The organism is Tsukamurella hominis, from assembly GCF_965137015.1.
GTDB classification, from domain to species: domain Bacteria; phylum Actinomycetota; class Actinomycetes; order Mycobacteriales; family Mycobacteriaceae; genus Tsukamurella; species Tsukamurella hominis.
Genome location: NZ_CBCRZG010000004.1, coordinates 201,691 through 228,086, shown reverse-complemented (window position 1 = coordinate 228,086; position 26,396 = coordinate 201,691). Strand labels below are relative to the sequence as shown.

The window sequence follows — 26,396 nt, the reverse complement described above, 5'->3', positions numbered from 1 at the left end:
GACATTTTCGGCGTCCCCGGCGGATTGCGTCGTCAGGCCGCGCGAGCGCCGATCGCTTCCGCCAGAGTGGTGATGACGCCCTCGGGATCGTCCGTGAGGTGGTGCCAGGAGAAGTTGAGGACAGACCACCCGGCGACGGTCAGCGCGTTCGCCTTGTCCTGATCGCTCTGCCACCTGGCGCGCGACCGGTGGAAGGCCCACCCGTTGATCTCGACCGCGAGCTTCAGCTCCGGGAACGCGAAGTCGATGGCCCACCCGCGGAATCCCAGCTGAGGATGCCATCCCGTGATGCCATGGAGGTCGAGTAACGCCACGAACAGCCTCTCCGCCTCCGATTCGGTGTCGCCGGCGGCCACCCCGAAGACGGCGCGCGCCGCGCCGATGCCCTTGGCGTTCGCGTTCCGGTCGAGTGCGGCCGACAACTCGTCGAGCGTCACGTCCTCCCGCTGCAGCGCGCGGTCCATGGCTTTCGCGTCGGCCACCTCCAGCACGCTCAGCGCCTTCCCGGTCACCGCTAGCCCGTCCACCTCCGTCACGTCAGCCGGGTCAAGGGGGCGCCTTCGCGTTCGGATCGCATAGCCGGATGTCGAGCGGACGCGCCGCTCGACAGGGACGGTGACGCTGATCGGTAGGGGCGTCGTGTCGCTCATCCGGTGCCAGAACAGTGCGGTGTGTCGGTCGGCGATTCCGTCGGACAGCAGGACTCCGATGCGGATCGCGGTCCTGTCCGTGTGCGGATGGTGTTTTGTCCGGAAGAGTCCGGGCCGGATCCGGACGATCTCGCCGGAGTCGATCCGCACGGCGATCATCGGATCAGTCACGCCGACGGCGTGCAGTTGCTCCCGGGTGGCGACCCCGTCCTGGGCGGCGAACACCAGCGCAGCGCGACTCCACATACTCATTGGACGCATCAGGCGGCCACGGGGTTCCGGCCCGGGAATGTCCGGTCATCTGTACTCATGATCTTTGAGACGGATGACCGCACATTTTCAGTCCTTCGGGAGCTCCCGGCGGACGATCTTGCCCGTGGGGTTGCGGGGCAGCGTGTCGAGGAAGACCACGTCGCGCGGGACCTTGAACCGGGCCAGGTTGCCGCGGACGAACTCCTTGAGGTCCTTCACGAGCGCTTCCTCGTCGGAGGGCGCGCCGCCCTCGATCACGACGAAGGCGCGCAGCCGCTGGCCGAACTCGGGATCGGGCACGCCGATCACCGCGGCCTCCACCACGTCGTCGCGGGTGACCAGCAGGTTCTCCACCTCGAGCGGGTAGACGTTCTCGCCGCCGGAGACGATCATGTCGTCGTCGCGACCGTCGATGTGCAGCAGGCCGTGCTCGTCCCAGTGGCCCATGTCGCCCGACGAGAGGTGGCCGTCGATGATCTGCTTCGTGCGGCCGTCGCTGTAGCCCTCGAAGGGCGCGCCGGCGCGCACGAAGACGCGGCCGCGCTTGCCGACGCCCTCGACGAGCGCGTCGTTCTCGTCGTACAGGCGCACCGTCGTCAGGACCGGGGGCTTGCCGACGGTGCCGGGCGCGGTGCGCAGGTTGCGCGGCGTCGCGACGGTGGCGACGGCGACCTCGGTCGAGCCGTAGACGTTGTAGAGCACGTCGCCGAAGACGTCCTGGAACTTCTCCGAGAGCTCGGGGGAGACCGCGGACCCGGCCACGACCACGGACTTCAGGCAGCTGGTGTCGTACTTCGCGAGCGTCTCCGCGGGCAGGCTCAGCATGCGGGTGAGCATCGTGGGCACCGCGACCAGCATGTCGGCGCGGTTGTCCGCGATCAGCTTGAGGGTGTTCTCCGGGTCGAACCGGCGCATCGTCACGGTGGTGCAGCCGACCGACATCCCGGCGGACCACATGGCGAAGCCCGTGGAGTGGAAGATCGGCGAGGCGATGACGACGGTGCCGCGGCGCTGGAAGGGGATGCGGTCCACGAGCATCGCGGTCGCCAGCGAGGGCACCTTGCTGCGGGTCGCGCCCTTGGGCAGGCCGGTGGTGCCCGAGGTCAGGATGATGAAGCCGCCCTGCTTCTCGGGCGGCGGGACGCGCTTGGCGTCGCGGCCCGCGATCAGCTGGTCTATGGTCTTCGCGCCCGCGGGCACGTCGTCGGCCTCGTCGACCCAGGTCAGGTACTGCGGCATGTCGTCGGGCAGGGCGTCGAGCAGGGAGGTGAACTCGCTGTCGTGGAACACCGCCTGCACCTTCTCGCGCTCGCAGACCTCGGCGAACTGAGGCTTGGCGAAACCGGTGTTCATCATGGCCAGGCGCATGCCCGCGCGGGCGGCGGCGCTGATGATGAGCAGCAGGCCGCGGTGGTCGCGGGCGAGAACGGCGATCACGTCGCCGGACTTGAGGCCGGACGCGCGCAGGCCGCGGGCCAGCGCGTTCGACTGCGCCTCGTACTGCGCGTAGGTGAGGGTGCCGCGCTCGTCGACGATCGCGATGCGGTCGGGGTTCTCCGCGGCGCCCTTGATCACCAGCGCGGCCTGCGGGCCGTACTGCCGGTTGTAGCCGAGCGCGCGCAACGCGACGTCGGGGCGTGCCGGGTCGACGACCCGGCGCTGGAGCATGCGCAGCAGGGCGTGGCCCTGCGGAAGAAGATCGGAGACCAGGCTCGTTCCCATGACGACGATGATAGAGGCACCGCGGGAGCTCTGTTGAGCCCCCTTCAATAAGAGGTGTGCGCCACCGGGATCAGGGCCGGGTGAACCGCTCGTCGCGACCCAGCTTGCGCAGGCGCAGCCACTCGCGGAAGCCCGCGACGTCGCGCCGCTGCACCAGGAAGAACCAGCCGAACCGCGCCCACTCCTGCGGGATCAGCTTCCGCATCCCGGGCTGGGACTGCAGGTAGCCCCGGTTGCGGTAGGTGAAGAAGCGCTTGGTCTCGTTGTCCGGGTACTGGGTGTGCATGCGCCCGCCCAGGATCGGCCGGAACTCGTCGGCGCCGTTGGGATGCAGGTAGGCGGTGGTCAGGCAGGTGCCGAAGGGCAGGCCCGAGCGCACCAGCCGGCGGTGCACCTCCACCTCGTCGCCGCGGATGAACAGCCGCAGGTCCGGCACGCCCACCGCCGCGACGGTGTCCTTGCGGAACAGCGCGCCGTTGAACAGGGAGGCGATCCCCAGCAGCACGTCGTCCGACGGTGCCTCCGGGTCGATCAGCTCGGAGCGCTTGCGCCGCCAGACGAGGCCGCGGCGCAGCGGGAAGGCCAGCGTCTCGGGATCGTCGATCGTCGAGACCACCGGCGAGACCTCCGCCAGCCCGTGCCGCTCGGCGCAGTCGAGCAGCGTCCCGAGCACCTGTGGCCCCTCGGGACGGCCGTCGTCGTCGGCGAGCCAGATCCAGTCGGCGCCCAGCGCGAGCGCGTGCAGCATGCCGAGGGCGAAGCCGCCGGCGCCGCCCAGGTTGAACTGCGAGGGCAGGTACGTGGTGTCGACGGGCTGCGACTCGACCAGCGCACGCACCTCGTCCTGGGCCGCGTTGTCGACCACGATCAGGTGGTCGACGGGCCGCTCCTGCGAGCTGAGAACCTCGAGGGACTTCGCCAGCAGGCCCGCCCGGTCGTGCGTGACGACGACGGCGACGACGGTGCCGGCACCGTCGGACACGCGGTCGGGACCCGCCTCCCCGGCCCCGTCAGTCATCCTCGGCCTCGAGCATGTCGAGGACCTTGCGCACCTGGGCGCCGGCGTCGAGGCCCTCGTAGGCGGTCACGACCTCCTCGATGCCGCCCTCCTGCCGGATCTCGCCGTGGTCGATCCACATGGCCCGGTCGCAGAGCTGCGCGAGGAACTCGTTCGAGTGCGAGGCGAAGACGAGGATGCCGGAGCGCTCCACCAGCGCGGAGAGCCGCTTGCGGGCCTTGCGCATGAACTCCGCGTCGACGGCGCCGATGCCCTCGTCGAGCAGCAGGATCTCGGGGTCGATCGACGTGACCACGCCCAGGGCGATGCGCACGCGCATGCCGGTGGAGTAGGTGCGCAGCGGCATCGACAGGTAGTCGCCCAGCTCGGTGAACTCGGCGATCTCGTCGGCCTTGCGCAGCATCGACTTGCGGGTCTGCCCCAGGAACAGCCCGCGGATGATGATGTTCTCCATGCCGGAGATCTCGGGGTCCATGCCCACGCCGAGGTCGAAGACGGGGGCCACGCGGCCCTTCACGAGCGCGGAGCCGCGGGTGGGCTCGTAGATCCCGGCGAGGAGCCGCAGCAGCGTCGACTTGCCGGCGCCGTTGTGGCCCACCAGGCCCACGCGGTCGCCCTCGTTGAGGTTCATGGTGATGTTGCGCAGCGCCTCGACGACGACCACGTTGTCGTCGGCCATCACCTTGCCGCCCGCCGAGCCCATGACCGCGCGCTTGAGCGAGCGGGACTTCGCGTCGAACACCGGGAAGTCGACGCAGGCGTCCTGCGTCCGAATGGAAACGCTCATCTCACACCCAATACGCGACTCGGGAACGGAACTGCTTCATCAGCACGAGGGTCAGCGCCATGCCGACGATCGTGCATCCGATCACCACGTACCAGTGCTGGGGATCGAAGGGCTTGCCGGTGAGCGGCCCGCGGACGAGCTCCAGGTAGTGGTACAGCGGGTTCAGCTTCACCAGCTGAGCGCGCTCGCTGTTGCCGCCGGGCACCGTGTCCAGGGTCCACACCACGGGGGTGATGTAGAAGAGCAGCTGCGTCAGGGCGGTGAGCAGCGGCGCGATGTCGCGGAACCGGGTGGCGAGGATGCCGAAGAACATCGAGACCCACACGCCGGTGATCGCCAGCATGGCGAACGCGGGGATCACGCTGAGCTGCGTCCACGACCACTGCTTCGGCGGGAAGATCGCCAGCACGACCACCACGATGATCATGTTGTGGGCGAGGAAGAGCATGTGCCGCCACACCAGTCGGTAGACGTGCACCGACAGTGGGGCGGGTAGCTGTTTGATCAGGCCCTCGTTGGCGATGAAGACCTCGGCGCCGTCGATGATCGAGCTCTGGATGAAGGCCCATAGTACGAAGCCGACGGTGAGCTGCGGCAGCAGCGTCTTCACGTCGGCGCCGAGCAGCACCGACCACAGCAGCGCGAGCGCGCTGGCGGTGACGCCGGTGGCGATCGTGATCCAGAACGGGCCGATCACCGACCTGCGGTAGCGCTGCTTGATGTCCTGCCAGCCCAGTTCGAGCCAGAGCTCGCGATGCACGGTGGCGCCGTCGACCAGGTCGCGGATCGCGCGCGAGAAGGTGCGCGAGTCCGAGACGAGGGGCGCCGGTTGGGCGGCGTGGGGGCTATCGACGGGCACGGTAGGCCAGGGTACCCGTCCCGACGGTCCGCCCGGCGCACGTCGAGCGCGAGCGGCCGGGGCGCTCCCCGACGGTGCGCTCGACGCCCGCGGGGGGCACCGTCACAGGTACTGCCCGTGACCGGTCTGCGACTCCGGGCCCGGGGTCATCGCCGGGGGAAGGGCGCCCTGTCGCATCTGCTCGAGCTGGGCCCGTGCCGCCATCTGCTGCGCGAAGAGGGCGGTCTGGATGCCGTGGAACAGGCCCTCCAGCCAGCCGACGAGCTGCGCCTGCGCGATCCGCAGTTCCGCGTCCGACGGCGTCGACTCGTCCGTGAAGGGCAGCGCGAGGCGTTCCAGCTCGGCCTGCAGGTCGGGCGAGAGCCCGTCCTCGAGCTCCTTGATCGACGTCCGGTGGATGTCCTTGAGCCGGGCGCGGCTGGCCTCGTCGAGCGGTGCGGCGCGCACCTCCTCGAGGAGCTGCTTGATCATCGTCCCGATCCGCATGACCTTCGCGGGCTGCTCGACCATGCCGTGCAGTTCCTCCGCGGCGTTGTCGGGTTCGTCCGCGCTCCCGGCTGCGCCGGTGTCCGCTCCTGCGGGAATGATCTCCACCTCGTTGCGATCGCTCATACCACCATTCTGGCAGCTCCCCGCGGGCGGACCACCGTGTAGTCAGGGCGGCGGTGTAACCTGCGTCCCAGTGAACACGTTCTCAGAAGGCCAGGGTGCACCCGGCCGGGCATCGACTGCGGTTGCGGTATCCGCATTCGACGTTGCCCGCGTCCGGGGGCTTTATCCTGCCCTGGGAGACGGGTGGATCCACTTCGATCCCCAGGCCGGTGCGCAGATCCCGGGAGCGGTCTCCTCGGCGGTCGCGAACGCCTTCCGCGGATTCGTGAGCAATCCCTACGGCGTCTACGCCGCGGCCGCCCACACCCGCTCGATCGTGCAGGCCGCCCGCGTCGCCGTGGCGGACCTGGTGGGCGGCAAGCCCGAGGGCGTGGTGCTCGGGCCCAGCCGGGAGCAGCTGCTCAACTCGCTCGCGGAATCGCTGAGCGCGCGCCTCGGGCTCGGCTCGGAGATCGTGCTGTGCCGACTGGACGACGACGCGAACCAGTCGCCCTGGCTCCGCGTCGCGGATCGCGGCGGCGGGCGCGTCCGGTGGGTCGAGGCAGATATCGAGACCGGTGAGGTCCCGGCGTGGCAGTTCGAGGAGCTCGCCGGGCCCAGCACCTCGGTGATCGCGGTCCCGTACGCCTCGTCGACGATCGGCACCGTCATCGACGTGGCCGCGGCGGCGCAGGCGGCGCACCGGGTGGGCGCGCTGCTCGTGGTGGACGCGACGAGCGCCGCGCCGTACGAGCTGCTCGACATCGAGCGGCTCGGCGCCGACGTGCTGCTCGTCAGCGCCAACCGGTGGGGCGGCCCGCAGGTGGCCGCGATGGCCTTCCGTGATCCGTCGCTGTTCGGCCGGCTGCGCGCGGTGAACCCCGACCGCACCCTCACCGGCCCGGAGCGGTTCGAGCTGGGCGAGCACCAGTACGCCATGCTCGCAGGGCTCATCGCCTCGATCGATCATCTCGCGGGCCTCGACGAGTCGTCGGTCGGCACGCGGCGGGATCGGCTGGAGCACTCGATGTTCGGCCTGCGCCAGTACCAGCAGCGGCTCCTGTTCTACTTGCTCAATTCCCTGGCCTCCGCGCCGCAGGTGGCGATCATCGGCCGCGCCGAGCGCCGCGTGCCCACGGTCTCGTTCACGATGCCGGGCGTGCCGGCGGCCAAGGCCGCCAAGCGCCTCGCGGACAACGGCGTGTGCGCCCTGTCGAACGTGCCCAGCCGATACTTCGCCGGCCTGGGCGTGCCCGAGTACGGGGGTGCCGTCACCGTCGGCCTCGCGCCCTATTCGACCCCGTACGACGTGGACCAGCTGGTCCGCGCCCTCGCCTCCCTGGGTTAGCCGGTGGAACCGGCGGCGCTGGCCGCTGCCTTCGGCGCGGGGATCCTCGCGGGCCTCGGGGTGGTCCTCCCGCTCGGTGCCGTCGGTGTGATGCTGCTCCACGAGGGCGCGTCCCGCGGCTGGCGGCGCGCCGTCCCCGCCGCCGCGGGCGTGGGCACCGCCGACCTGATCTTCGCCGTGCTGGCGCTGGCCGCCGGCTCGGTCCTGGCACCGCTGGTCGCGCAGTGGGGGCGGTGGCCGGCCGCCGTCGGCGGCGTCCTCCTGCTCGTGGTCGCTGCGCTCATGGTGCGCACGGCCTTCCGCCCCGTCGCCGAGGAGTCCGACGGTGCCGAACCCACCGATGATGGTGCCGGGTGGGCGCGGTACGCGATGTTCTTCGGGCTGACGGCGGTCAACCCCTTCCCGCTCGTGTACTTCGGCGCCATCGCCGTCGGACTGGGGGAGGGGCTGCACCGGCCGCCGGTGGCGACGGCCTTCGCGATCGGCGTCGGGATCGCCTCGCTCGGCTGGAATCTGGTGCTCATCGGCCTGGGCGCGGTGCTGCGGGCGCGGTCGACCGCGCGGATGCGGCGGATCGTCACGGCCGTGGGCGGGGCGATCGTCGCGGTGTGCGCGGTGGTGATCCTGGTGACCGCGTTCGTGTAGATCCGGTCAGTCGCCGATCGCGGCGCGGTACTCCTCGGACTCGAAGAACGGGGTGAGCCGGCGGCGCAGCAGGTCCTCGATGACGCCGCGCTCGTCGAGCGTCGCGATCACGGGCGGGCCGAAGCGCAGCGCCTCCTCGATCATGTCCTCACGGCCCACGCCCAGCTCGGCGAGCAGCTCGTACAGCGAGGCGTCGCCGTACTTGTCGAAGACGTGGTCGATGCCCTCGTCGAGCAGCGCGCGGAAGTAGTCGGTGTCGCGGAAGGTGCGCCAGAACTCGAAGATCAGCACCACCACGTCCTCGACGTCGCCGTCGGTGAGCACCCCGCGGTACTCGGCGACGGCGCTCTCGCGGTGCTGGCGCCAGAAGTCGCGGACGGCCTCGGCGAGGGTCTCGTCGCCCTCGGCGGCGACCCGGCGCAGGGCGAAGCGCACCCCGTGCCGGGCGGCGGCGTCGGCGCGCTGGCCGAGCGTCGGGAGCGCCGGCCGGAGGGCGCGGGCTGCGGCGCCGGCGACGGTGCGGGTCACCGCGTTCCGGGCGAGGGCGCGGTTCGCGTCGTCGGCCGCGGAGGAGGCGGCGGCGTGGAGGACCGAGGCCACGGCGTCCTCGGTGACGGGGCTCTCGGACAGTGCCTGCAGGATCCGCCCGGTGAGGTCCATCTCCGTGACGGTGCTCAGCAACTGCTCGAAGCTGTGGCTGTCGATGACCTCGTCGAGCCGCGTGGTGTCGTTGACGGTGTGCCGGTACAGGCGGCCGGCGATCTCCCCGACGAGCTCGGGGATGGCGCCCTCGACCGGGACCTGCACGGCGTACTTCGCGGCGACGGCCTTGATCATGTCGGGCGTCACCGCCTCCGCGAGGGTCAGCTCGGAGGCGACGGCGAGCGCGTGGTCCACCTCGTCGATGACCAGCGAGTGATAGGCGGTATCGCGGAGCTGCTTGCGCGCGAAGGCGATCTGCGCCTCGAGAAGGCGGGCGGCGAGGTCGTCGATCATGGGGTCAGGAGCACCTTTCCGACGGACTCGGGGGAGTCCAGGAGGTCGTGGGCGGCGGCCGCGTCGGCGAGCGGGAGCCGCGCGGAGACGACGGGGCGCACGGCACCGTCGGCGATGAGCGGCCAGACCTGTGCCCGGACCGCGGCCACGACCTCGGCCTTGCTGTGCGGTCCGGTCGCGGGGCGGCCCCGGAGGTTCGTGGCGCTGACCCGGCCCCGCTTGCCCAGCAGCGCACCGATGTTCAGCTCGCCCTTCACGCCGCCCTGCAGGCCGATGATCACGAGCCGGCCGTGCGGGGCGAGGGCGCTCACGTTGCGGGGCAGGTACTTCGCGCCCATGATGTCGAGGATCACGTCGGCCCGGTCGCGCAGGATCTCCGCGAAATCCTCGTCGTGGTAGTCGATCACGATGTCGGCGCCCAGCTCGCGGCAGCGCTGCGCCTTGAACTCCGAGCCGACGGTGACGGCCACCGTCGCCCCGAGGGCCTTGCCGAGTTGGATGGCGTGCGTGCCGATGCCGCTGCCGCCGCCGTGGAGCAGGAGCGTCTCGCCGGCCCGCAGGTCGGCCTCGGTGATGAGGTTGGAGTGGACGGTGCAGGCGACCTCGGGGAGCGCCGCGGCGTCGACGAGGGTGACGCCGGCGGGGACGGGCAGGCACTGGGTGGCGGGCGCGATCGCGTACTCGGCGTAGCCGCCGCCGGACAGGAGAGCGCACACCTCGTCGCCGACGGCGAGCCCCTCGACCTCCGGGCCGACGGCGTCGACGGTGCCCGAGACCTCGAGGCCCAGGATCGGGCTGGCCCCGGGCGGCGGCGGGTAGAGGCCGCGGCGTTGCATCAGGTCGGCCCGGTTGACCGCCGTCGCCGCGACGGCGATCCGCACCTCGCCGGGGCCGGGTTCGGGGATCGGGAGGTCGATGAGCCGCAGGTCCTGCGTGGTTTCGTCGACGTCGATGGCCCTCATGGTTCATGGGTAGCACACCGGGCGCGGCCGTCGCGCGGGCTGTGGTGTGGGTCCCGGCTTCGCGGGAATGCGGTAGCGAGGGCCGCCATGTGTTAGAAGTGAATGAACATTCTGTCACTTGGAACGGTGGCGCGACGGCGAGGAGACCGTGATGGACCTGAAGAACAAGACCGCACTCGTCACGGGCGGCGCCTCCGGCCTGGGTCTGGCGACGGTGACCCGCCTCGTCGCCGGCGGGGCCCGCGTCGTCGCGATCGACCTGCCGAGCGCCGACACCTCGGCGCTCGCCGCCCTCGGTGACGCCGTGCGCTTCGCCCCCGCGGACGTGACCGACGAGGCCGCGGTGCAGGCCGCCGTCGACCTCGCCAACGACCAGGGCACCCTCGCGATCGTCGTGAACTGCGCCGGCATCGGCAACGCGATCAAGACCACGGGCAAGAAGGGCGCGTTCCCGCTCGACGCCTTCTCGAAGGTGATCTCGGTGAACCTCATCGGCACGTTCAACGTGATCCGGCTGGCCGCCACCGCGATCGCCGAGAACGCGCTCGACGGCGAGGAGCGCGGCATCATCGTGAACACCGCGTCCGTCGCGGCCTTCGACGGCCAGATCGGCCAAGCCGCGTACTCGGCGTCGAAGGGCGGCGTCGTGGGCATGACGTTGCCGATCGCCCGCGATCTCGCGTCGCTCGCGATCCGCGTCGTCACCATCGCGCCGGGCCTGTTCCTCACGCCGCTGCTCGGCACGCTGCCCGAGGAGGCCCGCGCCTCCCTCGGCGCGCAGGTGCCGCACCCCGCGCGGCTCGGCGACCCGTCGGAGTACGCCGACCTCGTCGCCGCCATCGTCGGCAACCCGATGCTCAACGGCGAGACCATCCGCCTCGACGGCGCCATCCGCATGGCCCCGCGCTGAACCCCCTAGTCATCTGAGATCGAAGGAAACTCTGCCATGACCGACGCCGTCATCGTCGACATCGTCCGCACCCCGTCCGGCAAGGGCAAGCCCGGCGGCGCCCTGCACCCCGTCCACCCCGTCGACCTGTTCGCGGGCGTCATCTCCGCCCTCATCGAGCGCAACGACCTCGATCCCGCCCTCGTCGAGGACGTCATCGGCGGGTGCGTCCAGCAGGTGGGGGATCAGGCGCTCAACATCGCGCGCGTCGCCGCGCTCACCGCCGGGCTCCCGATCGAGGTGCCCGGCACCACGATCGATCGCCAGTGCGGATCGTCGCAGCAGGCAGCGCATTTCGCGGCGCAGGGCGTGATCGCCGGCGCGTACGACGTGGTGATCGCCGGCGGCGTCGAGTCCATGAGCCGCGTGCCCATGGGCACCAGCCCCACCGGGGGCGCGCCCTTCGCGCCGCTCGCCGCCCGCTTCCCGAGCCTGCCGCACCAGGGCATCGGCGCCGAGTTGCTCGCCGCGCGAGGCAAGTTCGACCGCGAGGCCCTCGACGCGTTCGCCGCCGAATCGCACCGTCGGGCCGCGGCGACACAGGCCGCCGGCGGCTTCGACCGGGAGATCGTGCCCGTCGCGCTTCCGGACGGTGGAGTGCATGCCGTCGACGAGACCGTGCGCGGCTCGACGACCGCGGAGGGGCTGGGCGGTCTCAAGCCCGCGTTCGCCGATCCCCGCTTCGCGGAGCGGTATCCCGAGATCGACTGGTCGATCACGCCGGGCAACTCGTCGCCGCTGACCGACGGCGCCTCCGCCGCGCTGATCATGAGCGCCGAGAAGGCCGAGGCCCTGGGCCTGACCCCGCGGGCGCGGTTCCACGCCTTCTCGGTGGTCGGCTCCGATCCCGAGGTGATGCTCAGCGGCCCGATCCCCGCGACGCACAAGGTGCTCGCCCGCGCCGGCCTGCGCGCCGACGACATCGACGCCTTCGAGGTCAACGAGGCCTTCGCCTCGGTGCCCATGGCCTGGGCCGCCGAGTTCGACGTCGACCCCGCCCGCCTGAACCCGCGCGGCGGCGCCATCGCGCTGGGCCACCCGCTCGGTGCGTCGGGCACTCGCCTGTTGGCGACGCTGGTCAACCACCTCGAGCAGACCGGCGGCCGCTACGGCCTGCAGACGATGTGCGAGGGCAACGGCATGGCGAACGGCACCATCATCGAGCGTCTCTGAGCGGTGAGCCCCTGGTGGGTCCGGTATCGTACGGCGCTAGGGAAGCGTGGCAGAGCGGCCGAATGCACTCGCCTTGAAAGCGAGCGTGGGTGAAACCACCGGGGGTTCAAATCCCTCCGCTTCCGCAGGTCAGGGGCGGTTTCCAGGATCACGACTGTGGTCCGGGAATCGCCCGTTGACCCAGATTGAGCCATTCGTCGGGGCGATGACCTATCGGCGTGTCGGCCAGAGCGGCTCGGCTCTCCCTCCTGCTTGAGATGAAGTGCCGAGCCATCGCGAGAAGACCCGACTATGTCACCCGTGTTGAGACGCGTACCCGGCGGACGGCGGCACGCCCGTGGTGTACGCCGACGTCGCCTACGGCGAGGTCGATAGTAGCGGGACGCTGCACCTCAGCGCTGGCGGCAGGTGCGTCGTGTGGGCGCCCTCGCGGCCGTAGAGAATCGATCCGTAGAGTGCGCCGAATCCGAGCCAGGGCACCGCTATGAGGGCCACCTCGGGGTGCAGCACATAGGTGGAGACCGTACCGCAGATAAGGACCACGTCAGTTCCGCTTTCCCCGTTAGAAGACTCTATACGTTCTCCCTCTCGCTCAGCGCGCATCGCGTGGTCCCAGCCGCGACTGCGGCCGCCTGACCTTTGCGACTACTGTCGCTACGAGCAGGATCGTTCCAACCGCGAGGAATGCAATAGCACAAGGCCAGTATGGCGCGATTGAGTCCTGCCGTACAGAAGGACATGCCCCGCTCAGCCATAGGCCGATCGGAACGATCGTCACTGCAGTTGCGACGATCGAACTCCACACGTACGTGACGACTGCGAGAGCAGTTCCAGCCCGACGTCGGAGAAATACCGCGGCGGAGATTAGAATTGGCTCGAAGATCGCGGATAGCACCAGGGCCAGGAATATCCTGGCCAGGTACGCGAAGCCGTAACCTGGGTTTGTGTCGTCACAGACGTTCGGGTAGCGAAACATGATTGCGCAGAATGCGGTGGATGCGATTAGAAACACGGCCAGTCACCCCTCACGCGGGCCTCACTTGGAAGATGTCGTTGCCGCCAGCCTCCTTCGCGATAAGCGCCTGCGACACCTCCCCGGCCATCCGCAGGGTGTCGTCAACAGATAGCGTTTCGGGGTCGATGCCTCCCCACCTGTACCCGATTCGAACCGCAAGGTCGTCGTTAGGGTCTGGGTCGCCCGCCGCGTGCGATGCTGCGATAAGAACCTCCTCGGGATACCCGATTTGGCGGCCGATGTAGCCGAAGTGAATGTTCGTCCAGATGTCAGCGGCGACTCGCCACTTGGGGTCTTCAGGATAGACGAGGAACGCGGTAACGTCGCGTGACCCTCCGAACATCGGATTCAGCACGTCCTTATAGTCCCACTGCGCATGGGAGAGATTCAGTCGGGCAAAGCGCAACCCTGAGGCGGCCATTGCGATCGGGGAAGCGGAGCGAAGGCCGAGCTTCTGCAGTCGAACGTCGTTTCCGAGTGCATTCTCCTTCATCTTTTGGGTGATGAACTCCGCCGCTCGGATCCAGTCCGTGTGCGGCGTATCGATTGGGATACCGCGGACGGGGCCGGAAACGACTGTCCCGTTCGAGTACAGGGACCGCGTCACGTTCTCTGATACAACTCGCCCACTGCGCACGGCGGACTCCGAGATCTTCCGCCGTCGGTACGTGCCGGCCACGGCTGCGAGCTCGGCGGCCTGGTACGGGTACGGCGAGTTCTTGTCGCGGTCCTCATCGCTGCTGCGCTGCTGGTCGTCCTCGCGGTCGCGGGCCTTGCTCGAGGTCGTCGAGGTGGTGGTCTCCGGTGTCGGGGTGCGCAGCTGCGGCGTCGTGGTCGGCGCCTGAGGGGTGGTCGCGGGCGTGTTCGGCGCCGTGGTGACCGGGTTCTGCGCAGTCTGCGGCGGGTTCGCCTGCCCGGTCTGCGGGGCCTGGGTGGGGCCGCAGTTGAGGATGCAGCCGTTCGACGGGCTCTCGCCGGTGGGCATGGTCGGGACCTGCCCCTGCGCGGTCGGGGTGCTGCCGCTGCCCTGCTGCGGAGGCGTGTCCGGTGGGGTGTAGCCAGGCACGGTCGTGTTCGGTGCCTGTGGGGCGGTGGTGTTGCCGCCGTTGCCCTGGGTGGGCTGCGGGCCCATGGTCGGCTGCGGCCCGCAGGTGTTGCTGCCGTCCGGGCAGGGCGCTGCGTTGGCGGGCGCATCGGTGAGTCCGGCCGGGAGAAGCACGAGTGCGGAGGCGACGCCGACCGCACCGATCGCGGCGGCGACCCTGGCGTCGGGCGAGGCGGGCCCGTCGCCGGAGTGCAGGGTCGGGTTCGTGTCCCGGAGTTCGCGGACGCCCTTCCAGAACACCAGGCCGATGAGGCCGGAGATGAGGAAGTAGCCGAGGAAGACCACCGGCACGGGAGTCCAGTAGCGGGCCGGGCCGAAGGTCAGCAAGAACCCGAGAACCAACAAGACCGCGGCCGCGATCGTGATGGCCCACCAGCCGCCGCGGCTGATCCCCGGAGTGCCAGCAGTGACGGCGTGCGCGGGCCCACCGGTCGACGGCACGTCGTCGGTATCGGTCGCCGCGGCGGTGCTGACGCGCGTGACGGGGAACTGCTCCGTGTCGCCGGCGCGGAGAGTGGGTGGGTCGGAGGGGGATGCCACGTGTGCCTCGATTCGTGCGGAGAAGGGGGGGTGCCGCGCGGCCGGTGTATTCACGATCGGCGGTTGATGGATTCACCAGAGCACGGCCTCGTCTGCCGGTTCAACGATCCGGCCATGTCCGGCGGGATCCCGCAGCGAATCAGAGCTGGTCAGAGGAGTTTTCGTTACTGAACCGTGATCTCCGCCGGTTGTTGCCGAAGGTCGCCGGATCGCACCGGACCGGCGGTCCGGCGCACCTATCGGTACGCCCAGCTGGCGAGGAAGGCCGCTACCGCGAGGGCCGCGACGAGGAAAACGAGCAGGCTGACGACGACGATCGCCATGGGTCGTCGATCCACCTTCTCGGTCGACAGCACCGCTTGCGGCAACGCGCGGGACGCAGTGGAAGACGCAACCGAGGTCGAGCGCTTCCACGCCTGCTGCCAGTTCTCGTCGGTCCATCCGGTGACTCGGTCGCCGTTCACTGCGACGGATCCGGTCGCGTCGGCGACGAGTCGGATGTAGGCGATGACGGGTTCGACGTCATCGAACCGGCTCGGTACGTGCTTGCCGGAGCGCCAGTCGGAGAGCCGCTGGCGTGAGACGCCCGACCCGGCTGCGACCGAGCTGATGCTCGGCTCGCCGGCCTCGATGAACGCTCGCTGCAGCGTCTGGGCGAGGTTCAGTTCGCCGGGGCCGGTCATCGCTTCAGGTGGTCGTAGAGGTTCTGAATGTTCGACCAGAACAGCCAGCCCGCCACCATCGTGATGACGAAGAACCCGCCCCATACCGGCCAGGGGCCGATCGCCTCGGCGGCCTTCGGAAGCTGAGGCAGCGTCACCGCGCAGCACACGATCAACACGGCACCGGCGGCGAAACCCAGCGCATCCTTGAGCACGCTCCCGCGTCCCTGTTCAGCCATCCGTCCGCTCCCCTGCCTGACGGTGCGCGGTCACCGGACCTGCACCAGCTGCTCAGCGGCGGGCTTTACCGGTGCGGGCTTCGCCGGCGGTACGGCGGCCGACGACGGCGCCTGTGCGGGCTTCGACGGGGACACGGCGACCGGCTTCGGCGCCACACCCGCGGGCTTCACGGCCGGCGCTGCGGGCTTCGGGGCGGGCTTGACCGGCTCGGTGGTCTTCGCAGCGGCGATCGTGGTTCCCGCGACGGCGGGCGCCGGTGCCGGCTTCGGGTCCTCGGTGATCTTCGGCGGGTTCTTCGCCGGACCGGGGTTGTCGCGCTCGATGAACAGCGGCTTGCCGTACGTGGTGATCGCGGAGTCGCCCTGATCGGTCGACAGCGTCGCGGTGGCGTACGCGCGGACCTGCGCTCCGCCGAGGCACGAGTCCATCGCGATCCGCGTCTCCTTGGTCACCACGTACCCGGACTGCCCGGCGAGGCTCTTCTTGGCGATCGGGAAGTCCTTCGACGTGCCCGGAGCGATGGTGCCGGTCATGGTGCCCGACGTGGTGATCGTGTCGCCGAGTGTTCCCGAGATGCCGGGCGTGATGGACCCGTTCACCGAGCCGCTGCCCTGCCCGCCGCTCGAACCGCCCTGGCCGCCCGCGGTGGCACCGACAGTGCCGGACAGTGACGGCGTCACCGAGGCGTTCACCGCGTTCGACAGGGTGCCGCCGATCTGCAGATTCTGCGGGGTGGCCGCGCACGCCAAGGTCAGACCCACCGTGATCGACGCACTCCGGATCGGCACCTTCGGCTTGTGCTTCGGATCCTTGAACTCGATCAGCCCCTCACCGGCGATCGAGACGATCGCCTCATACGTGTTCAAGGCACGACCGAGCGGCATGATCGACCGCAGCTCCTCGCCGTATTTCCACGCCCGGATCACGTACCCCTCGCGGGTCTCCAGTGCGCGGGAGGTGTCGGCGAACAACCCCGTCCGGATGGCACCGGGCCGCGGCGCCTTGTCCGCAGCCGGCGGTGCCGCCCCGACGACGCCACCCGCGAGCACCGTCGCCCCGACGACGCCGACCGCGCCCGTCCGCCACAACTGCTTCCGGATCGCGCGATCCCGGCGCCGCTGCTCGAGGCTCCCCCGCCGCCCGGCACTCTTCATGCCAGCACTCCTCATGTTTCCCCATCTCTACAGGATTTACGATAGTCACATACGTAACTCTCGTAACACTCAAGCAGAGGTGGAGACTTTTGGGAAGTCCGGCTAACGGTTGTTATCTAATCGACACATATGGTCATCGATATCGTGAACTTCGAGCGCGGGGGCCGGGCGGCGGAACTCCGCACGCTCACTCGGCGTCGCGACCGTGGTCGGTCGGGATGGGCGGCTCGGGGAGTACGGGGTATCGGCCGGTGTAGCCCACGCGCTCGGCCGCTACGGCCATCACCTTGCCGCGCACCGCGTACCAGCCACCGATGAGCATCGGCACCAGGGCGATGATCGCGTACAGGTTCCAGATGTTCTCGTAACACATGAGGACGATGACAGCCGCGAGGAAGACGAGGGATGCGTAGCTGCTCCACGGAGACAGGAGCTGTCGGAACGCCGGCCGAGTGACGATGCCCTTGTCGGCCCATCGGTGCAGCTGGATCTGGCACAGCAGGATCATCGCCCACGTCGAGATGATGCCCAGCGCGGAGAGGTCGAGCGCGATGTTGAAGGCCTCCTCCGGGACGAACATGTTGAGCACCACGCCGAGCAGGGTGAGCGCACCGGTGAGGGCGATGCCGCCGAAGGGAACGCCGTTGCGGTTCATCGTGCCGGTGAACGCCGGGCCGCTGCCGTTGAGTGCCATCGATCGCAGGATTCGACCCGTGGAGTACAGGCCTGCGTTGAGGCTGGACAGAGCTGCGGTGAGAACGACGAGGTTCATGACGTCGCCGGCGTACGGGACGCCGATCTTGGAAAAGAAGGTGACGAACGGGCTGGTGCCCTTGGCGAATTCGGTGTACGGCACGAGCAGTGCGAGCAGGATGAGCGAGCCCACGTAGAAGACGGCGATGCGCACGATCACGGAGTTGATGGCGCGCGGCATGACTTTGGCGGGCTCGGCGGTCTCGCCCGCCGCGATGCCGACGAGCTCGACTGCGGCGTAGGCGAAGACGACGCCCGAGACGACGATGATCAGCGGCAGGGCGCCGACCGGGAGCAGGCCTCCGTTGTCGGCGATGAGCGAGGGGCCGGTCGTGTGTCCGTCGACCTTCATGCGCGAGGCGAGGATGACGATGCCGACGACGAGGAATCCGACCAGTGCGACGACCTTGATGATCGCCGCCCAGAACTCCATCTCGCCGAAGAGCTTGACGGAGATGATGTTCATGGCCATGACGATCGCCAACGCGATCAGGGCGATCGTCCACTGGGGTATCGCCTCGAAGGCGCCCCAATAGTGGACGTACAGGGCGATCGCGGTCACGTCGACGATCGCCGTCGCCGCCCAGTTGAAGAAGTACAGCCACCCGGTGACGAACGCCGTCTTCTCCCCGAAGAATTCACGCGCGTACGAGACGAACGATCCCGAGGACGGACGATGCAGCACCAGCTCGCCGAGGGCGCGGAGGATGAAGAAGACCACGAGGCCGCACACCGCGTAGACGAGGAACAGGCCGGGGCCGGCATCGTGAAGTCGGCTGCCGGCGCCCATGAACAGCCCCGTTCCGATCGCGCCGCCGATCGCGATCATCTGGATCTGCCGCGGTTTCAGGGTCTTGTGATACCCCTCCTCCTCGTGTGCGAGGACGGAGTTGTCGTAATCCGTTTGTGACGTCATGCCCGGGAACGGTAGGTGCGGCTCGTGACGAGAACGGTGTTGTTTCTGTTACGGCCGCGCTACTTACCGCCGCGCGACGGTGGCGGCTGCACATCATGGAGGGCGCGGTAGAGGATCTCCGCGAGTCGCGAGCACGTGGCGTATCGGTCCTCGGGCCGCTTGGCCAGCGCCTTGCGGAACACCGACGTGAGACTGGAGGGGAGCCACCGTCGGAGGGAGTCCGGCGGCGGCACGGGATCGTGGAGCTGTGCGTACCTGATGGCGAGGTCGGTGCTGCGAACGAAGGGCGGCTGCCCGGTGAGGAGCTCGAACGCGGTGGCTGCGAAGGCGTATCCGTCGGTCTGCGGCCACAGATCCTGCGCTCGCAACAGTTCGGGCGCGGCATAGGGGACCGAGAGGAGCAGATCGCCGTCGTAGGGGACCGTCGTCGGCGGCACCAGAGCCTGTGCTGTACCGAAGTCGGACAGGTACCCGCGGGCGCTGTGTCCGGCACGTTCTTCGACGAGGATGTTGCCGGGCTTGACATCCCGATGTAGGACCCCGGCTCGATGACTGTCGTCGAGCGTGCGGCCGATATCGACCAGGACGGGAAGGACGACCGCGAGGTCCGGCTCGACGGCGCCGCGTGGCACGAGGCTGGAGGCTGGGCGTCCGTCCACGTACTGCAGGGCGATCCACGGGCGTGCGGTGTCGACGACGCGGCCCTCGCGCATGACGGGAGCCCCGCCGAAATCGATGGCTGTGATGACGTTCGGGTTGTGGATGCTTCGCGTGGTAGCGAACTCCCGCTGGAACCGCTGATCGATTCTCTTGTCAATGGCCGCCCGACGAGCCACCTTCAGCGCGACGCCTTGCTCGCCCTGTCTCCGCGCGAGGAACACGTCCGCGGTACCGCCACGGCCGAGGTGCCCGAGAATGATGTACCCGGCGACAGAATCTCCGATCTCGGGCATGTGGTTCACCGCGTCCTGGCAGCCATGCAGTCTTCGTGATTCGACCCGAGGTGGAGCGCGGCACAGGGCTCCAGCGTCGTCGCAGGGGCAGTCATCGGCTCTCGGCCGAGCGCGTGCGGTTCACAAGCCACACAGGTAACGGTAGCGGCTCCGGCAGGGCTCTGGCCGGTGCCCACACGACGCAGGGCGCGAAGCGGTCGTCTGCCGAGTCGGCCCGAAGTTATCGAATATTCTCGAATCGGCTGTAAGTGTCGACTTGCGACTGCATGATAGAGATATGGCTGTCATCGATCAGGCTCTGACCCGCTCCCGCCGTGCGCGGCAGCCCGAAACCCTCGCCGACCTCATGACGATTGTGGGCCTGACGAGCGGCGTCGCGAACATCATCATGCAACTCTCGCTGCCCGCGGTGGGGCACGGCGTGCACGAGAGCCGGGTGGTCTCCGGGAGCCCCCGCCGCAGGCCCTTCAAGCGTCTGCGGACGACGGGGCAGCACCTCGTGGTCTCGGTGGTCGGGAACGAGTCCGACCGGTCAGCCTTCCGGGAGGAGATGCGGAAGGTGCACGCGCACGTCCACTCGACCGCGAGCAGCCCGGTCAAGTACAGCGGCAACGCCCGCGATCTCCAGCTCTGGGTCGCGGCGTGCCTGTACCGCTTTTACATCGACCAGTACGAGTTCCTCTACGGTCCGCTCGACCGCGCGACCCTCGACATCCTCACCCCCGCCGCTGCCCCACTCGCGACCGGCGTCAACGTCAAAGAGACGGAATGGCCGCAGAGCTGGCAGGAGTTCGAGGACTACTGGGACTCGATGCTGCCCCGCCTCTCGATCGCCCCGGAGGTCCGGGACGATCTGAAGTCCCTCTCGGACTTCATGTTCCTCAACGAAGCCCTCGGCGCCCCGGGCTGGATCCTCGCCAAGATCTTCGGCCCCCTCAACCACTTCCTCACCCGCGGGAACCTCCCGCCGGAGTTCCGAGACCTGATGGGCTGGGAGTGGTCCGAGGCCGAACAGCTCTGGTTCGAACGGCTCCTCCGCGTGCTCCGCGTCGCCGATGTCGTGAATCCGCAGGCGATTCGGCTCTACGCGCAGCTCATGCTCCTCGACCTCCGCCTGCGGCTGCGGCTGCGCGGGTCGATCCTCGGACCCGAGAAGATCCTCGACGCGCCGCTGGGCGAGCAGGGCCGCACGCCGGCCGAGCGCCGCAATCGCCGCTAGTCGCGGGCCTGGACTCCGTTCCGGCCGCGGCACATGCAGTCCCTCGACATCTCGATCTTCGTGACGTTGCTTCCCACGAAGTAGACGCGGTCCGACTGACCGGAGGCGGTCCAAACGACGTCCTCTCCTGCGAACATCCGGATGCTGAACGTAAGGTTCCCGGCCTCGCTGTCAGCCCACAACCGGACATTGTGCGCGGGGTGTCCGGGGGCGAAGTAGACGGTCGTCTCCAACCCCGGGTCTCGGAACTCGAAGTTCGCGGCGGCTCCGTAGGTGATCGTGTCCGCAGACGCCGTGGCGCCCAGCGTGGTGGCGGCGAGGGCGAACAGTGCGAGCGCCGCACCGATTCGAGTGGACTTGTTCATGGCTTCCTAACCTGTGGCGGGGTGGTGTCCGGAGCGAGGAGGCGTCGAGCTTCCGCGGTGCCGAACTCGAGGTGGACGTGTGCGGTACGCGCTCTCTCGTGGTGTCGTTGATGAGGTTTCCGTGCGGGCCTTAACGCGGAGTTGGGTGGCGCTTGCCGTGGTCCTGGTTGGTGGTCTCGCCGCTCAGGCCTTCGAGCCGCTCGATTGGCTCGGTCGAACTCCGGCTCGGTGAGCTGCCGTGAGATCGGTGTGGAGTGTTGGGGAGGGCGATGGACCCGCACGACTGGGAAGTGAGACTATCGAAGAATGTCTGCGTCCCCGCCGCCCGGAACCCCCGAGAACCCCGCCCTCGCGGCGGAGGCACGGATCGCGCGGACGGCGGTCACCGTCTTCCCGCTCCTGGTCCTGGTGGCGGGCGTCGTGGGCTACCTGACGCCGAGCACGTTCACGCCGCTCGCGCCCTCGGTGCCGTACCTGCTCGGCGTGATCATGTTCTGCATGGGCCTCACGCTGACCCCGCCCGACCTGGCCTCCGTGGCGAAGCGGCCCTGGGCGGTCGTGCTCGGCATCGTCGCGCACTACGTGATCATGCCGGGCGCGGGCTGGGTCATCGCCCACGGCCTGAACCTCGAGCCCGAGCTGGCGGTGGGCGTGATCCTCGTGGGCTGTGCGCCGTCCGGCACGGCGTCGAACGTCATGGCCTTCCTGGCCAAGGGCGACGTCGCGCTGTCGGTCGCGGTGGCGAGCGTCTCCACGCTCATCGCCCCGATCGTGACGCCGCTGCTGGTGCTGTTCCTCGCGGGCTCCTACCTGCCCATCGACGCCGGCGGCATGGTGATCGACATCGTCAAAACCGTTCTGCTGCCGGTGATCCTCGGCGTCCTGGCGCGGCGATTCGCGAAGAGCCTGGTCGCGCGGGCGCTTCCCGTACTGCCGTGGGCCTCCGCGCTCGTCATCGCCTTCATCGTCGCGATCGTGGTGGCCGGCAGCGCGAGCAAGCTCGCCGCGGCGGGCGGCATCGTCTTCCTCGCAGTGGTGCTGCACAACGGCTTCGGGCTCGGCCTGGGCTACCTGGCCGGCAAGGTGGGGCGCCTCGACGACCGCGCCCGCCGCGCCCTCGCGTTCGAGGTCGGGATGCAGAACTCGGGCCTGGCAGCCACGCTGGCCACCGCCCACTTCTCGCCGCTCGCGGCACTGCCCTCCGCGGTCTTCTCGCTGTGGCACAACGTCTCCGGTGCCGTGGTCGCCGCCTGGCTGGCGCGCAGGCCGCTGGCGGACGAGTCGACTACTCGGCCTTGAGCGGCTCCAGGCACACGACGATCGATCCGGTCTTGCGTTTCATCGTGTAGGACACCGTGGCGGTCGGATACTCCGCGCAGCCGGAGTCGTCGGTCGTGTTCTTCAGCTTGCCGACGATCCGGTACCGGGCGCTCGCATCGGAGCAGTCCACCTTGTCGGAATCGGCGTTGCTCCCCGTGCCCGACATCGAGACGCAGTCGCCGACCGTTGCTCCCGCCACGTCGCGCTGGCCGAAGTAGGCGATCGTGCCGATCATCGCCACCGGGATGAGCAGGCCCAGCATCGCGAGCCGCTGGTACAGGGGCTTGCCCGGATCCAGGTGCGGCGCCGAGGCGGGTTCCGGTTCGGGGAGGCGGCGCAGGCGCACCCACACGGACAGGTTCCACAGCAGGGTGAGCGGGTTGACGACGACGGAGACGAGCGTGAGCCAGCCCTGCCAGAGGCTCTTCGCGGACATGTCCCGGACGGTCGCGACGCCGCAGGTGCGGCAGAACGGGCCCTTCTGCTTGAGGAAACGCATCGCGATGAGGAAGCCCTGGTGGCCGCGCACCGTCGTCTCGAGGGCGGGTGCGGCGTCGCAGAACCGGCACGTCGGGCCGGCCGTGGGGGTGGTCATGAGGGCAAGTATCGACAACCCTCATTCGGAATATCAAATCCTGTGATCCTGAATACAGGATTCGTCGCCGGGTCAGGCCGCGCGGTGGCGGCGCACCGCCTCCCGGCTGCCGCAGCGCGGCGAGCAGTACCGCTGCCGGCCGTTGCGGGAGACGTCCGCGAACACCGCTGCGCAGTCCGACGAGGCGCACCGGCCCAGCCGGCCCATGCCGCGCGTGGTCAGGTGCAGCGCCGTCCCGGTGAGGATCAGGACCGCGAGCTGGCCGGTGAGCGTCGCGCCGGACTCGCGGTAGTGGATGTGCCAGCCGGTGCCGGCATGGTCGGTGACGCGCGGATGGGAGGCGTGCTCGGCGAGCAGCGCGTTGAGCCGCTGCACCCGGGTCGCGACATCGTCCGCGTCCACCACAGTGAGCCAGGCGTCGATCAGGGCGCGGCAGCCTGCGAAGTCCTCCGCGCCGACGGTCTCGACGAGCATGTCGTGCGCATCGCACCGTCGGACCAGGTCGTCGAGGTCGACGGCCGGGGCGTTCGCCAGGTCGACCGCGAGCAGCACCGGCCCCTCGCCGTAAGGGTTGATATGCACAAGGCCATTACAGCACGATCGACCGGTGCCCGACATCACCACGACGACCCTGTTGCTCCTGCTGCTCGCCGCCCTCGCGGCCGGCTGGGTCGACTCCGTCGTGGGCGGGGGCGGGCTGATCCAGCTGCCCGCGCTGCTCATCGCCTTCCCGACCGCCGCGCCGGTCCACCTGCTCGCGACCAACAAGATGGCCTCGATCGCCGGCACGACGACGAGCAGCGTCACCTACTGGCGGCGCGTACGGCCCGACTGGCGGACCGCCGTCGCGCTGGCCGTCCCCGCGTTCGCCGGCGCGATCGCGGGCTCGCTCATCGCCTCGCACATCCCGCGATCGGCGTTCAACCCGATCATCCTGGCCGCGCTCGTCGCGGTCTTCGTCTACACGCTGCGCCAGCCCGACCTCGGCGACGAGACGGACCTGCGCTACCGCGGGCACCGTCATCTCGTGACGGCCGGGGTGGCCGGGTTCGCGATCGGGGTCTACGACGGTGCGCTCGGCCCGGGCACCGGATCGTTCCTCGTCTTCGCGATGGTCGGCCTCATGGGCTACGCCTTCCTGGAGGCCTCCGCGAAGGCGAAGGTCGCCAACTTCGCGACCAACCTCGCCTCGCTCGTGGTCTTCCTACCCCAGGGCGCGGGGTACTGGAAGCTCGGCGTCGCCATGGCGTGCGCCAACGTCGCGGGCGGCTACCTCGGCGCGCGGACCGCCGTTGCGAAGGGCAGTGGCTTCGTCAAGGTGGTCTTCCTCGTCGTCGTCTCGGCGTTCATCTGCAAGCTCGGCTACGACGTGGTGCGGCAGTTCGCGCGGTGACCGCCCGGCGGCGTCGTCGCGGTCAGGCGATGACGACGCCGTGCATCACCACGCTCTTCGCGGCCTCGCTGAAGTCCCCGGCCTCGTCGCCGTCGGGCGAGCCGCCGATGAGCGTGGTGGAGAGCGTGACCAGGTGCTCGCCGTCCTGCGCGTACATCTCGTTGCGGAGCGTGACCATGTCGTACCCGCCGACGCGGCGGTGCTTGTCGACGTACACGTGGATGGTGAGTTCGTCGCCCGCGACCACGGGCCGGTGGTAGGTCATCGCCTCGTCGGCCTGGATCAACTGGCTGGCGCCGTACCCGATCACGGAGTCGTCGAAGAGCGGGCGGTTGGAGACGATGCCCGCGACGCTCACGAGCATCGGCGGCGCGACCAGGTCGGTGTAGCCGGCGGCGCGCGCCGCTTCGACGTCGAAGTGGACCGGGTCGGAGAACTGGGAGGCGAGTGCGTATTCGCGGATCTTCTCGCGGCCCACGAGGTACGTGTCGCGGTGCACGTAGTGGTGGCCGACGGCGCTCGCGGTGCGCGCGCTGATCTCTTCGGGGGTCAGCGGGGCGGCGCTGGTTTCGTTCGGCATGCTGACCAAGCTATCGGCGCGGGCGCTCTCCGGGCTTGTCCGAACCTCCAAGAAACTCCGACCCGACTTGGTCTCGGCGGGCGCACGGGTGTGGTCGAGTTCACGTCGACGTCGACGGTTTGCGTTGCACCCCATGGATCGCCGTAAAATGAGTCGGTGAGTGAAGCCGGTGCTGCCGTCCCCGAAGACCCGACCGACCTCGAAGCGTGGCGCACCGCCAACGAACTGTCCGTGCCCTTCTCCGAGGCGCTGGATCTGTGGGCCGAGACGGCGCACGCCGCCCTCGTCGAGCTGGCCGGCCGGTACGGATCGTTCATCTCCTTCGCCGAACTCGCCGCCCGCGCGCAGGCCGACGCCGGCGTCGCCACTCGTGCCCCCGTGCGCCTGTGGATCGCCGCGCTGCAGCGCCGCGTGACGGACCGCTGCGAGGCCGCCGGGGAGCCGCCCCTCGTCGCGCTGATGGTCGCCCACGACCAGACCGTCGGCGAGGGCTACGCCTACGCCGTCGCCGCGGCGGGGTTGCCCGTTCCCGAGAACCTCGATCAGCACGCGGCCGCGGCGCGATTCGCCTGCTACCTGCACTTCGGGGCGACGATGCCCGCCGGCGCGGCACCGCAGCTCACCCCCAAGCTGGAGGAGGCCCGTCGGGTCGCCGCCGCGCGGGTCGCCAAGGTGAAGCCCGCGAAGGCCGCGTCGAACGGCCGCGTGGTCAAGGCTCGCACCCCCGCCGCACCGCGGGCGGCGAAGGCGCCGTCGGCCCGGCCCGCCAAGGCCGCGGCACCGGCCAAGCCCGAACCCCGCCCGGCGAAGCTGTGCCCCAACTGCTTCACCCAGCTCGCCGCCAACGGAGAGTGCGGCTTCTGCTGACCCTCGGATACGACGTGCCCGCCGGGACGTGCGCCTGAGCCGCGAGACCTCGTCGACACGCCCGCCGGCGCCGCTGGAGCGCACGTCTCAGCGGCACGGCGAATGCAATCGCATCGGTCCGGCCAGAGCGTGGCTACGATAGCCGCGGAGGTACGCCGGGACCCCGCGGAACCACTACCGCGGATCGTCGAACGCTCGGTACAAGGTCGTGAATTCTCCTTTGTCGCTGGACGTATCGCTGCTGTACGTGCACATCTCGAACTGGGAGTACCAGTGCTGCGGCGCGGTACCCCGCGTCGGCGGGGCCGTGCGCGGCTCGCTCACCCTGCACCCCAGCCGGCGGCCGGGATACCCGGCGCCCGAGGTGCTCGACTGGGATCCCGAGACGGGGCTGGTGCGGGTCGGCGACCTGTATGCGCAGCTCGGCTTCTCCGTGACCGATCCCTACCGCACGGACCTCATCGTGAGCCTGGGCTGGCACGACGCCGGGCCTGCGCCGACGATGCTGGGCACCGTCGAGGTGCTGCTCGAGGAGACCGGCGTCTACGTGCGCGAGCGTTCGGGCGAGCTGGACATCGACCCCGCCACCGTCGACTACCGCGAGGTGCGTGAGGCCACGATGTGGCCCGAGGACCGGCCCGAGGCCGGCGGTCCCGCCGCCGCGGGGGTCGTGGCCGGGGTCCGGCTCGCGGGCGTTCTCCCGGCCGCGGATCCGGCGCGGGTCCGCGCCGAGGGGCTGCGCCTGTTCAGCGAGGCCTCCGTCTGAT

At 69.7% G+C, this 26,396-nt stretch carries 27 protein-coding genes and 1 tRNA gene; 10 read left to right on the top strand and 18 right to left on the bottom strand.

The features are described 5' to 3' along the window. Nucleotides 1-32 precede the first annotated feature (32 nt). From ACM9LD_RS07830 to ACM9LD_RS07805, 6 genes are all read right to left on the bottom strand, one after another. Nucleotides 33-875, bottom strand: coding sequence for a DUF559 domain-containing protein (locus ACM9LD_RS07830; protein ID WP_415676162.1), 843 nt, complete (start codon nt 873-875; stop codon nt 33-35). A 114-nt stretch (nt 876-989) separates the two neighbouring features. Continuing rightward, a complete protein-coding gene (locus tag ACM9LD_RS07825; RefSeq protein WP_415676161.1) occupies nt 990-2,624 on the bottom strand; it encodes an acyl-CoA synthetase in 1,635 nt (544 codons plus the stop codon). A gap of 70 nt (nt 2,625-2,694) precedes the next feature. Continuing rightward, complete coding sequence (gene glfT1 / locus ACM9LD_RS07820; RefSeq protein ID WP_415676160.1) at nt 2,695-3,642, bottom strand: galactofuranosyltransferase GlfT1; 948 nt, start codon at nt 3,640-3,642, stop codon at nt 2,695-2,697. After that, a complete protein-coding gene (gene wzt / locus ACM9LD_RS07815) occupies nt 3,635-4,429 on the bottom strand; it encodes a galactan export ABC transporter ATP-binding subunit Wzt/RfbE (protein WP_415676159.1) in 795 nt (264 codons plus the stop codon). The genes glfT1 and wzt overlap by 8 nt, the downstream gene beginning before the upstream one ends. A gap of 1 nt (nt 4,430) precedes the next feature. Continuing rightward, nucleotides 4,431-5,288 carry a galactan export ABC transporter permease subunit Wzm/RfbD gene (wzm, locus tag ACM9LD_RS07810; protein ID WP_415676158.1) on the bottom strand — a complete coding sequence of 286 codons (858 nt, stop codon included), beginning with the start codon at nt 5,286-5,288 and terminating at the stop codon, nt 4,431-4,433. Nucleotides 5,289-5,390: 102 nt separating this feature from the next. Then, nucleotides 5,391-5,900 carry a bacterial proteasome activator family protein gene (locus ACM9LD_RS07805; RefSeq protein WP_415676157.1) on the bottom strand — a complete coding sequence of 170 codons (510 nt, stop codon included), beginning with the start codon at nt 5,898-5,900 and terminating at the stop codon, nt 5,391-5,393. A gap of 70 nt (nt 5,901-5,970) precedes the next feature. Here ACM9LD_RS07805 and ACM9LD_RS07800 point away from each other — a divergent pair, with 70 nt between their 5' ends. Together ACM9LD_RS07800 and ACM9LD_RS07795 are read left to right on the top strand one after the other, a co-directional pair. Further along, complete coding sequence (locus ACM9LD_RS07800; protein ID WP_225536115.1) at nt 5,971-7,227, top strand: cysteine desulfurase-like protein; 1,257 nt, start codon at nt 5,971-5,973, stop codon at nt 7,225-7,227. A gap of 3 nt (nt 7,228-7,230) precedes the next feature. After that, nucleotides 7,231-7,872, top strand: coding sequence for a LysE family translocator (locus ACM9LD_RS07795; RefSeq protein WP_415676156.1), 642 nt, complete (start codon nt 7,231-7,233; stop codon nt 7,870-7,872). A gap of 6 nt (nt 7,873-7,878) precedes the next feature. On the opposite strand, the gene ACM9LD_RS07790 is transcribed toward ACM9LD_RS07795, so the two are convergent. Together ACM9LD_RS07790 and ACM9LD_RS07785 are read right to left on the bottom strand one after the other, a co-directional pair. Further along, nucleotides 7,879-8,868, bottom strand: a complete 990-nt coding sequence (locus ACM9LD_RS07790; RefSeq protein WP_415676155.1) for a hypothetical protein — start codon at nt 8,866-8,868, stop codon at nt 7,879-7,881. Further along, complete coding sequence (locus tag ACM9LD_RS07785) at nt 8,865-9,830, bottom strand: NAD(P)H-quinone oxidoreductase (protein WP_415676154.1); 966 nt, start codon at nt 9,828-9,830, stop codon at nt 8,865-8,867. The genes ACM9LD_RS07790 and ACM9LD_RS07785 overlap by 4 nt, the downstream gene beginning before the upstream one ends. A 151-nt stretch (nt 9,831-9,981) precedes the next feature. Here ACM9LD_RS07785 and ACM9LD_RS07780 point away from each other — a divergent pair, with 151 nt between their 5' ends. From ACM9LD_RS07780 to ACM9LD_RS07770, 3 genes are all read left to right on the top strand, one after another. Further along, nucleotides 9,982-10,740: a 3-hydroxyacyl-CoA dehydrogenase gene (locus ACM9LD_RS07780; RefSeq protein ID WP_415676153.1), complete on the top strand. Its 759-nt coding sequence runs from the start codon at nt 9,982-9,984 to the stop codon at nt 10,738-10,740. A 36-nt stretch (nt 10,741-10,776) separates the two neighbouring features. Further along, on the top strand, nt 10,777-11,952 hold the full coding sequence (locus ACM9LD_RS07775) for a thiolase family protein (RefSeq protein WP_415676152.1): 1,176 nt from the start codon (nt 10,777-10,779) through the stop codon (nt 11,950-11,952). Between the two features lie 40 nt (nt 11,953-11,992). Continuing rightward, nucleotides 11,993-12,077: transfer RNA gene (locus ACM9LD_RS07770), tRNA-Ser, on the top strand. A 900-nt stretch (nt 12,078-12,977) separates the two neighbouring features. Here ACM9LD_RS07770 and ACM9LD_RS07765 read toward each other — a convergent pair. From ACM9LD_RS07765 to ACM9LD_RS07740, 6 genes are all read right to left on the bottom strand, one after another. Beyond that, nucleotides 12,978-14,612 (bottom strand): polymorphic toxin type 44 domain-containing protein, encoded by a 1,635-nt coding sequence (locus ACM9LD_RS07765; RefSeq protein ID WP_415676151.1) that lies wholly within the window; start codon nt 14,610-14,612, stop codon nt 12,978-12,980. A gap of 236 nt (nt 14,613-14,848) precedes the next feature. Beyond that, nucleotides 14,849-15,295 (bottom strand): hypothetical protein, encoded by a 447-nt coding sequence (locus tag ACM9LD_RS07760; protein ID WP_415676150.1) that lies wholly within the window; start codon nt 15,293-15,295, stop codon nt 14,849-14,851. Beyond that, nucleotides 15,292-15,513: a hypothetical protein gene (locus ACM9LD_RS07755; protein ID WP_415676149.1), complete on the bottom strand. Its 222-nt coding sequence runs from the start codon at nt 15,511-15,513 to the stop codon at nt 15,292-15,294. Before ACM9LD_RS07755 ends, ACM9LD_RS07760 begins: the two co-directional genes overlap by 4 nt. Before the next feature lie 30 nt (nt 15,514-15,543). Beyond that, nucleotides 15,544-16,668, bottom strand: a complete 1,125-nt coding sequence (locus tag ACM9LD_RS07750; protein ID WP_415676148.1) for an MspA family porin — start codon at nt 16,666-16,668, stop codon at nt 15,544-15,546. 187 nt (nt 16,669-16,855) lie between these two features. Next, complete coding sequence (locus ACM9LD_RS07745; protein WP_415676147.1) at nt 16,856-18,337, bottom strand: amino acid permease; 1,482 nt, start codon at nt 18,335-18,337, stop codon at nt 16,856-16,858. A 59-nt stretch (nt 18,338-18,396) separates the two neighbouring features. Next, nucleotides 18,397-19,290: a serine/threonine-protein kinase gene (locus ACM9LD_RS07740; RefSeq protein WP_415676146.1), complete on the bottom strand. Its 894-nt coding sequence runs from the start codon at nt 19,288-19,290 to the stop codon at nt 18,397-18,399. A gap of 277 nt (nt 19,291-19,567) precedes the next feature. On the opposite strand from ACM9LD_RS07740, the gene ACM9LD_RS07735 reads away from it, so the two are divergent. After that, the gene (locus tag ACM9LD_RS07735) at nt 19,568-20,509 is read left to right on the top strand and encodes an oxygenase MpaB family protein (protein ID WP_415676145.1); all 942 of its coding nucleotides are present in this window, start codon (nt 19,568-19,570) and stop codon (nt 20,507-20,509) included. On the opposite strand, the gene ACM9LD_RS07730 is transcribed toward ACM9LD_RS07735, so the two are convergent. After that, complete coding sequence (locus ACM9LD_RS07730; protein WP_415676144.1) at nt 20,506-20,874, bottom strand: hypothetical protein; 369 nt, start codon at nt 20,872-20,874, stop codon at nt 20,506-20,508. The genes ACM9LD_RS07735 and ACM9LD_RS07730 overlap by 4 nt on opposite strands. A 306-nt stretch (nt 20,875-21,180) precedes the next feature. Here ACM9LD_RS07730 and ACM9LD_RS07725 point away from each other — a divergent pair, with 306 nt between their 5' ends. Then, complete coding sequence (locus ACM9LD_RS07725; RefSeq protein ID WP_415676143.1) at nt 21,181-22,173, top strand: bile acid:sodium symporter family protein; 993 nt, start codon at nt 21,181-21,183, stop codon at nt 22,171-22,173. Here ACM9LD_RS07725 and ACM9LD_RS07720 read toward each other — a convergent pair. Together ACM9LD_RS07720 and ACM9LD_RS07715 are read right to left on the bottom strand one after the other, a co-directional pair. Next, nucleotides 22,160-22,789: an LppU/SCO3897 family protein gene (locus ACM9LD_RS07720; RefSeq protein ID WP_415676142.1), complete on the bottom strand. Its 630-nt coding sequence runs from the start codon at nt 22,787-22,789 to the stop codon at nt 22,160-22,162. The two genes, ACM9LD_RS07725 and ACM9LD_RS07720, sit on opposite strands and share 14 nt — an antisense overlap. Before the next feature lie 72 nt (nt 22,790-22,861). Next, nucleotides 22,862-23,371, bottom strand: a complete 510-nt coding sequence (locus ACM9LD_RS07715; RefSeq protein WP_415676141.1) for a CGNR zinc finger domain-containing protein — start codon at nt 23,369-23,371, stop codon at nt 22,862-22,864. A 25-nt stretch (nt 23,372-23,396) separates the two neighbouring features. On the opposite strand from ACM9LD_RS07715, the gene ACM9LD_RS07710 reads away from it, so the two are divergent. After that, the gene (locus ACM9LD_RS07710) at nt 23,397-24,182 is read left to right on the top strand and encodes a sulfite exporter TauE/SafE family protein (RefSeq protein ID WP_415676140.1); all 786 of its coding nucleotides are present in this window, start codon (nt 23,397-23,399) and stop codon (nt 24,180-24,182) included. Between the two features lie 22 nt (nt 24,183-24,204). On the opposite strand, the gene ACM9LD_RS07705 is transcribed toward ACM9LD_RS07710, so the two are convergent. Beyond that, nucleotides 24,205-24,762, bottom strand: a complete 558-nt coding sequence (locus ACM9LD_RS07705; RefSeq protein WP_415676139.1) for an FAS1-like dehydratase domain-containing protein — start codon at nt 24,760-24,762, stop codon at nt 24,205-24,207. Between the two features lie 156 nt (nt 24,763-24,918). On the opposite strand from ACM9LD_RS07705, the gene ACM9LD_RS07700 reads away from it, so the two are divergent. Together ACM9LD_RS07700 and ACM9LD_RS07695 are read left to right on the top strand one after the other, a co-directional pair. Continuing rightward, nucleotides 24,919-25,629, top strand: a complete 711-nt coding sequence (locus tag ACM9LD_RS07700; protein ID WP_415676138.1) for a hypothetical protein — start codon at nt 24,919-24,921, stop codon at nt 25,627-25,629. 208 nt (nt 25,630-25,837) lie between these two features. Next, complete coding sequence (locus tag ACM9LD_RS07695) at nt 25,838-26,395, top strand: hypothetical protein (RefSeq protein WP_415676137.1); 558 nt, start codon at nt 25,838-25,840, stop codon at nt 26,393-26,395. Nucleotide 26,396 lies beyond the last annotated feature (1 nt).

What these genes read in the sequence shown, in the direction of transcription:
- ACM9LD_RS07825 (WP_415676161.1), bottom strand. Translation starts at nt 2,624, where the DNA reads ATGGGAACGAGCCTGGTCTCCGATCTTCTTCCGCAGGGCCACGCCCTG.
- glfT1 (WP_415676160.1), bottom strand. Translation starts at nt 3,642, where the DNA reads ATGACTGACGGGGCCGGGGAGGCGGGTCCCGACCGCGTGTCCGACGGT.
- wzt (WP_415676159.1), bottom strand. Translation starts at nt 4,429, where the DNA reads ATGAGCGTTTCCATTCGGACGCAGGACGCCTGCGTCGACTTCCCGGTG.
- ACM9LD_RS07805 (WP_415676157.1), bottom strand. Translation starts at nt 5,900, where the DNA reads ATGAGCGATCGCAACGAGGTGGAGATCATTCCCGCAGGAGCGGACACC.
- ACM9LD_RS07790 (WP_415676155.1), bottom strand. Translation starts at nt 8,868, where the DNA reads ATGATCGACGACCTCGCCGCCCGCCTTCTCGAGGCGCAGATCGCCTTC.
- ACM9LD_RS07785 (WP_415676154.1), bottom strand. Translation starts at nt 9,830, where the DNA reads ATGAGGGCCATCGACGTCGACGAAACCACGCAGGACCTGCGGCTCATC.
- ACM9LD_RS07780 (WP_415676153.1), top strand. Translation starts at nt 9,982, where the DNA reads ATGGACCTGAAGAACAAGACCGCACTCGTCACGGGCGGCGCCTCCGGC.
- ACM9LD_RS07775 (WP_415676152.1), top strand. Translation starts at nt 10,777, where the DNA reads ATGACCGACGCCGTCATCGTCGACATCGTCCGCACCCCGTCCGGCAAG.
- ACM9LD_RS07760 (WP_415676150.1), bottom strand. Translation starts at nt 15,295, where the DNA reads ATGACCGGCCCCGGCGAACTGAACCTCGCCCAGACGCTGCAGCGAGCG.
- ACM9LD_RS07755 (WP_415676149.1), bottom strand. Translation starts at nt 15,513, where the DNA reads ATGGCTGAACAGGGACGCGGGAGCGTGCTCAAGGATGCGCTGGGTTTC.
- ACM9LD_RS07750 (WP_415676148.1), bottom strand. Translation starts at nt 16,668, where the DNA reads ATGAAGAGTGCCGGGCGGCGGGGGAGCCTCGAGCAGCGGCGCCGGGAT.
- ACM9LD_RS07745 (WP_415676147.1), bottom strand. Translation starts at nt 18,337, where the DNA reads ATGACGTCACAAACGGATTACGACAACTCCGTCCTCGCACACGAGGAG.
- ACM9LD_RS07740 (WP_415676146.1), bottom strand. Translation starts at nt 19,290, where the DNA reads ATGCCCGAGATCGGAGATTCTGTCGCCGGGTACATCATTCTCGGGCAC.
- ACM9LD_RS07735 (WP_415676145.1), top strand. Translation starts at nt 19,568, where the DNA reads ATGGCTGTCATCGATCAGGCTCTGACCCGCTCCCGCCGTGCGCGGCAG.
- ACM9LD_RS07730 (WP_415676144.1), bottom strand. Translation starts at nt 20,874, where the DNA reads ATGAACAAGTCCACTCGAATCGGTGCGGCGCTCGCACTGTTCGCCCTC.
- ACM9LD_RS07725 (WP_415676143.1), top strand. Translation starts at nt 21,181, where the DNA reads ATGTCTGCGTCCCCGCCGCCCGGAACCCCCGAGAACCCCGCCCTCGCG.
- ACM9LD_RS07720 (WP_415676142.1), bottom strand. Translation starts at nt 22,789, where the DNA reads ATGACCACCCCCACGGCCGGCCCGACGTGCCGGTTCTGCGACGCCGCA.
- ACM9LD_RS07705 (WP_415676139.1), bottom strand. Translation starts at nt 24,762, where the DNA reads ATGCCGAACGAAACCAGCGCCGCCCCGCTGACCCCCGAAGAGATCAGC.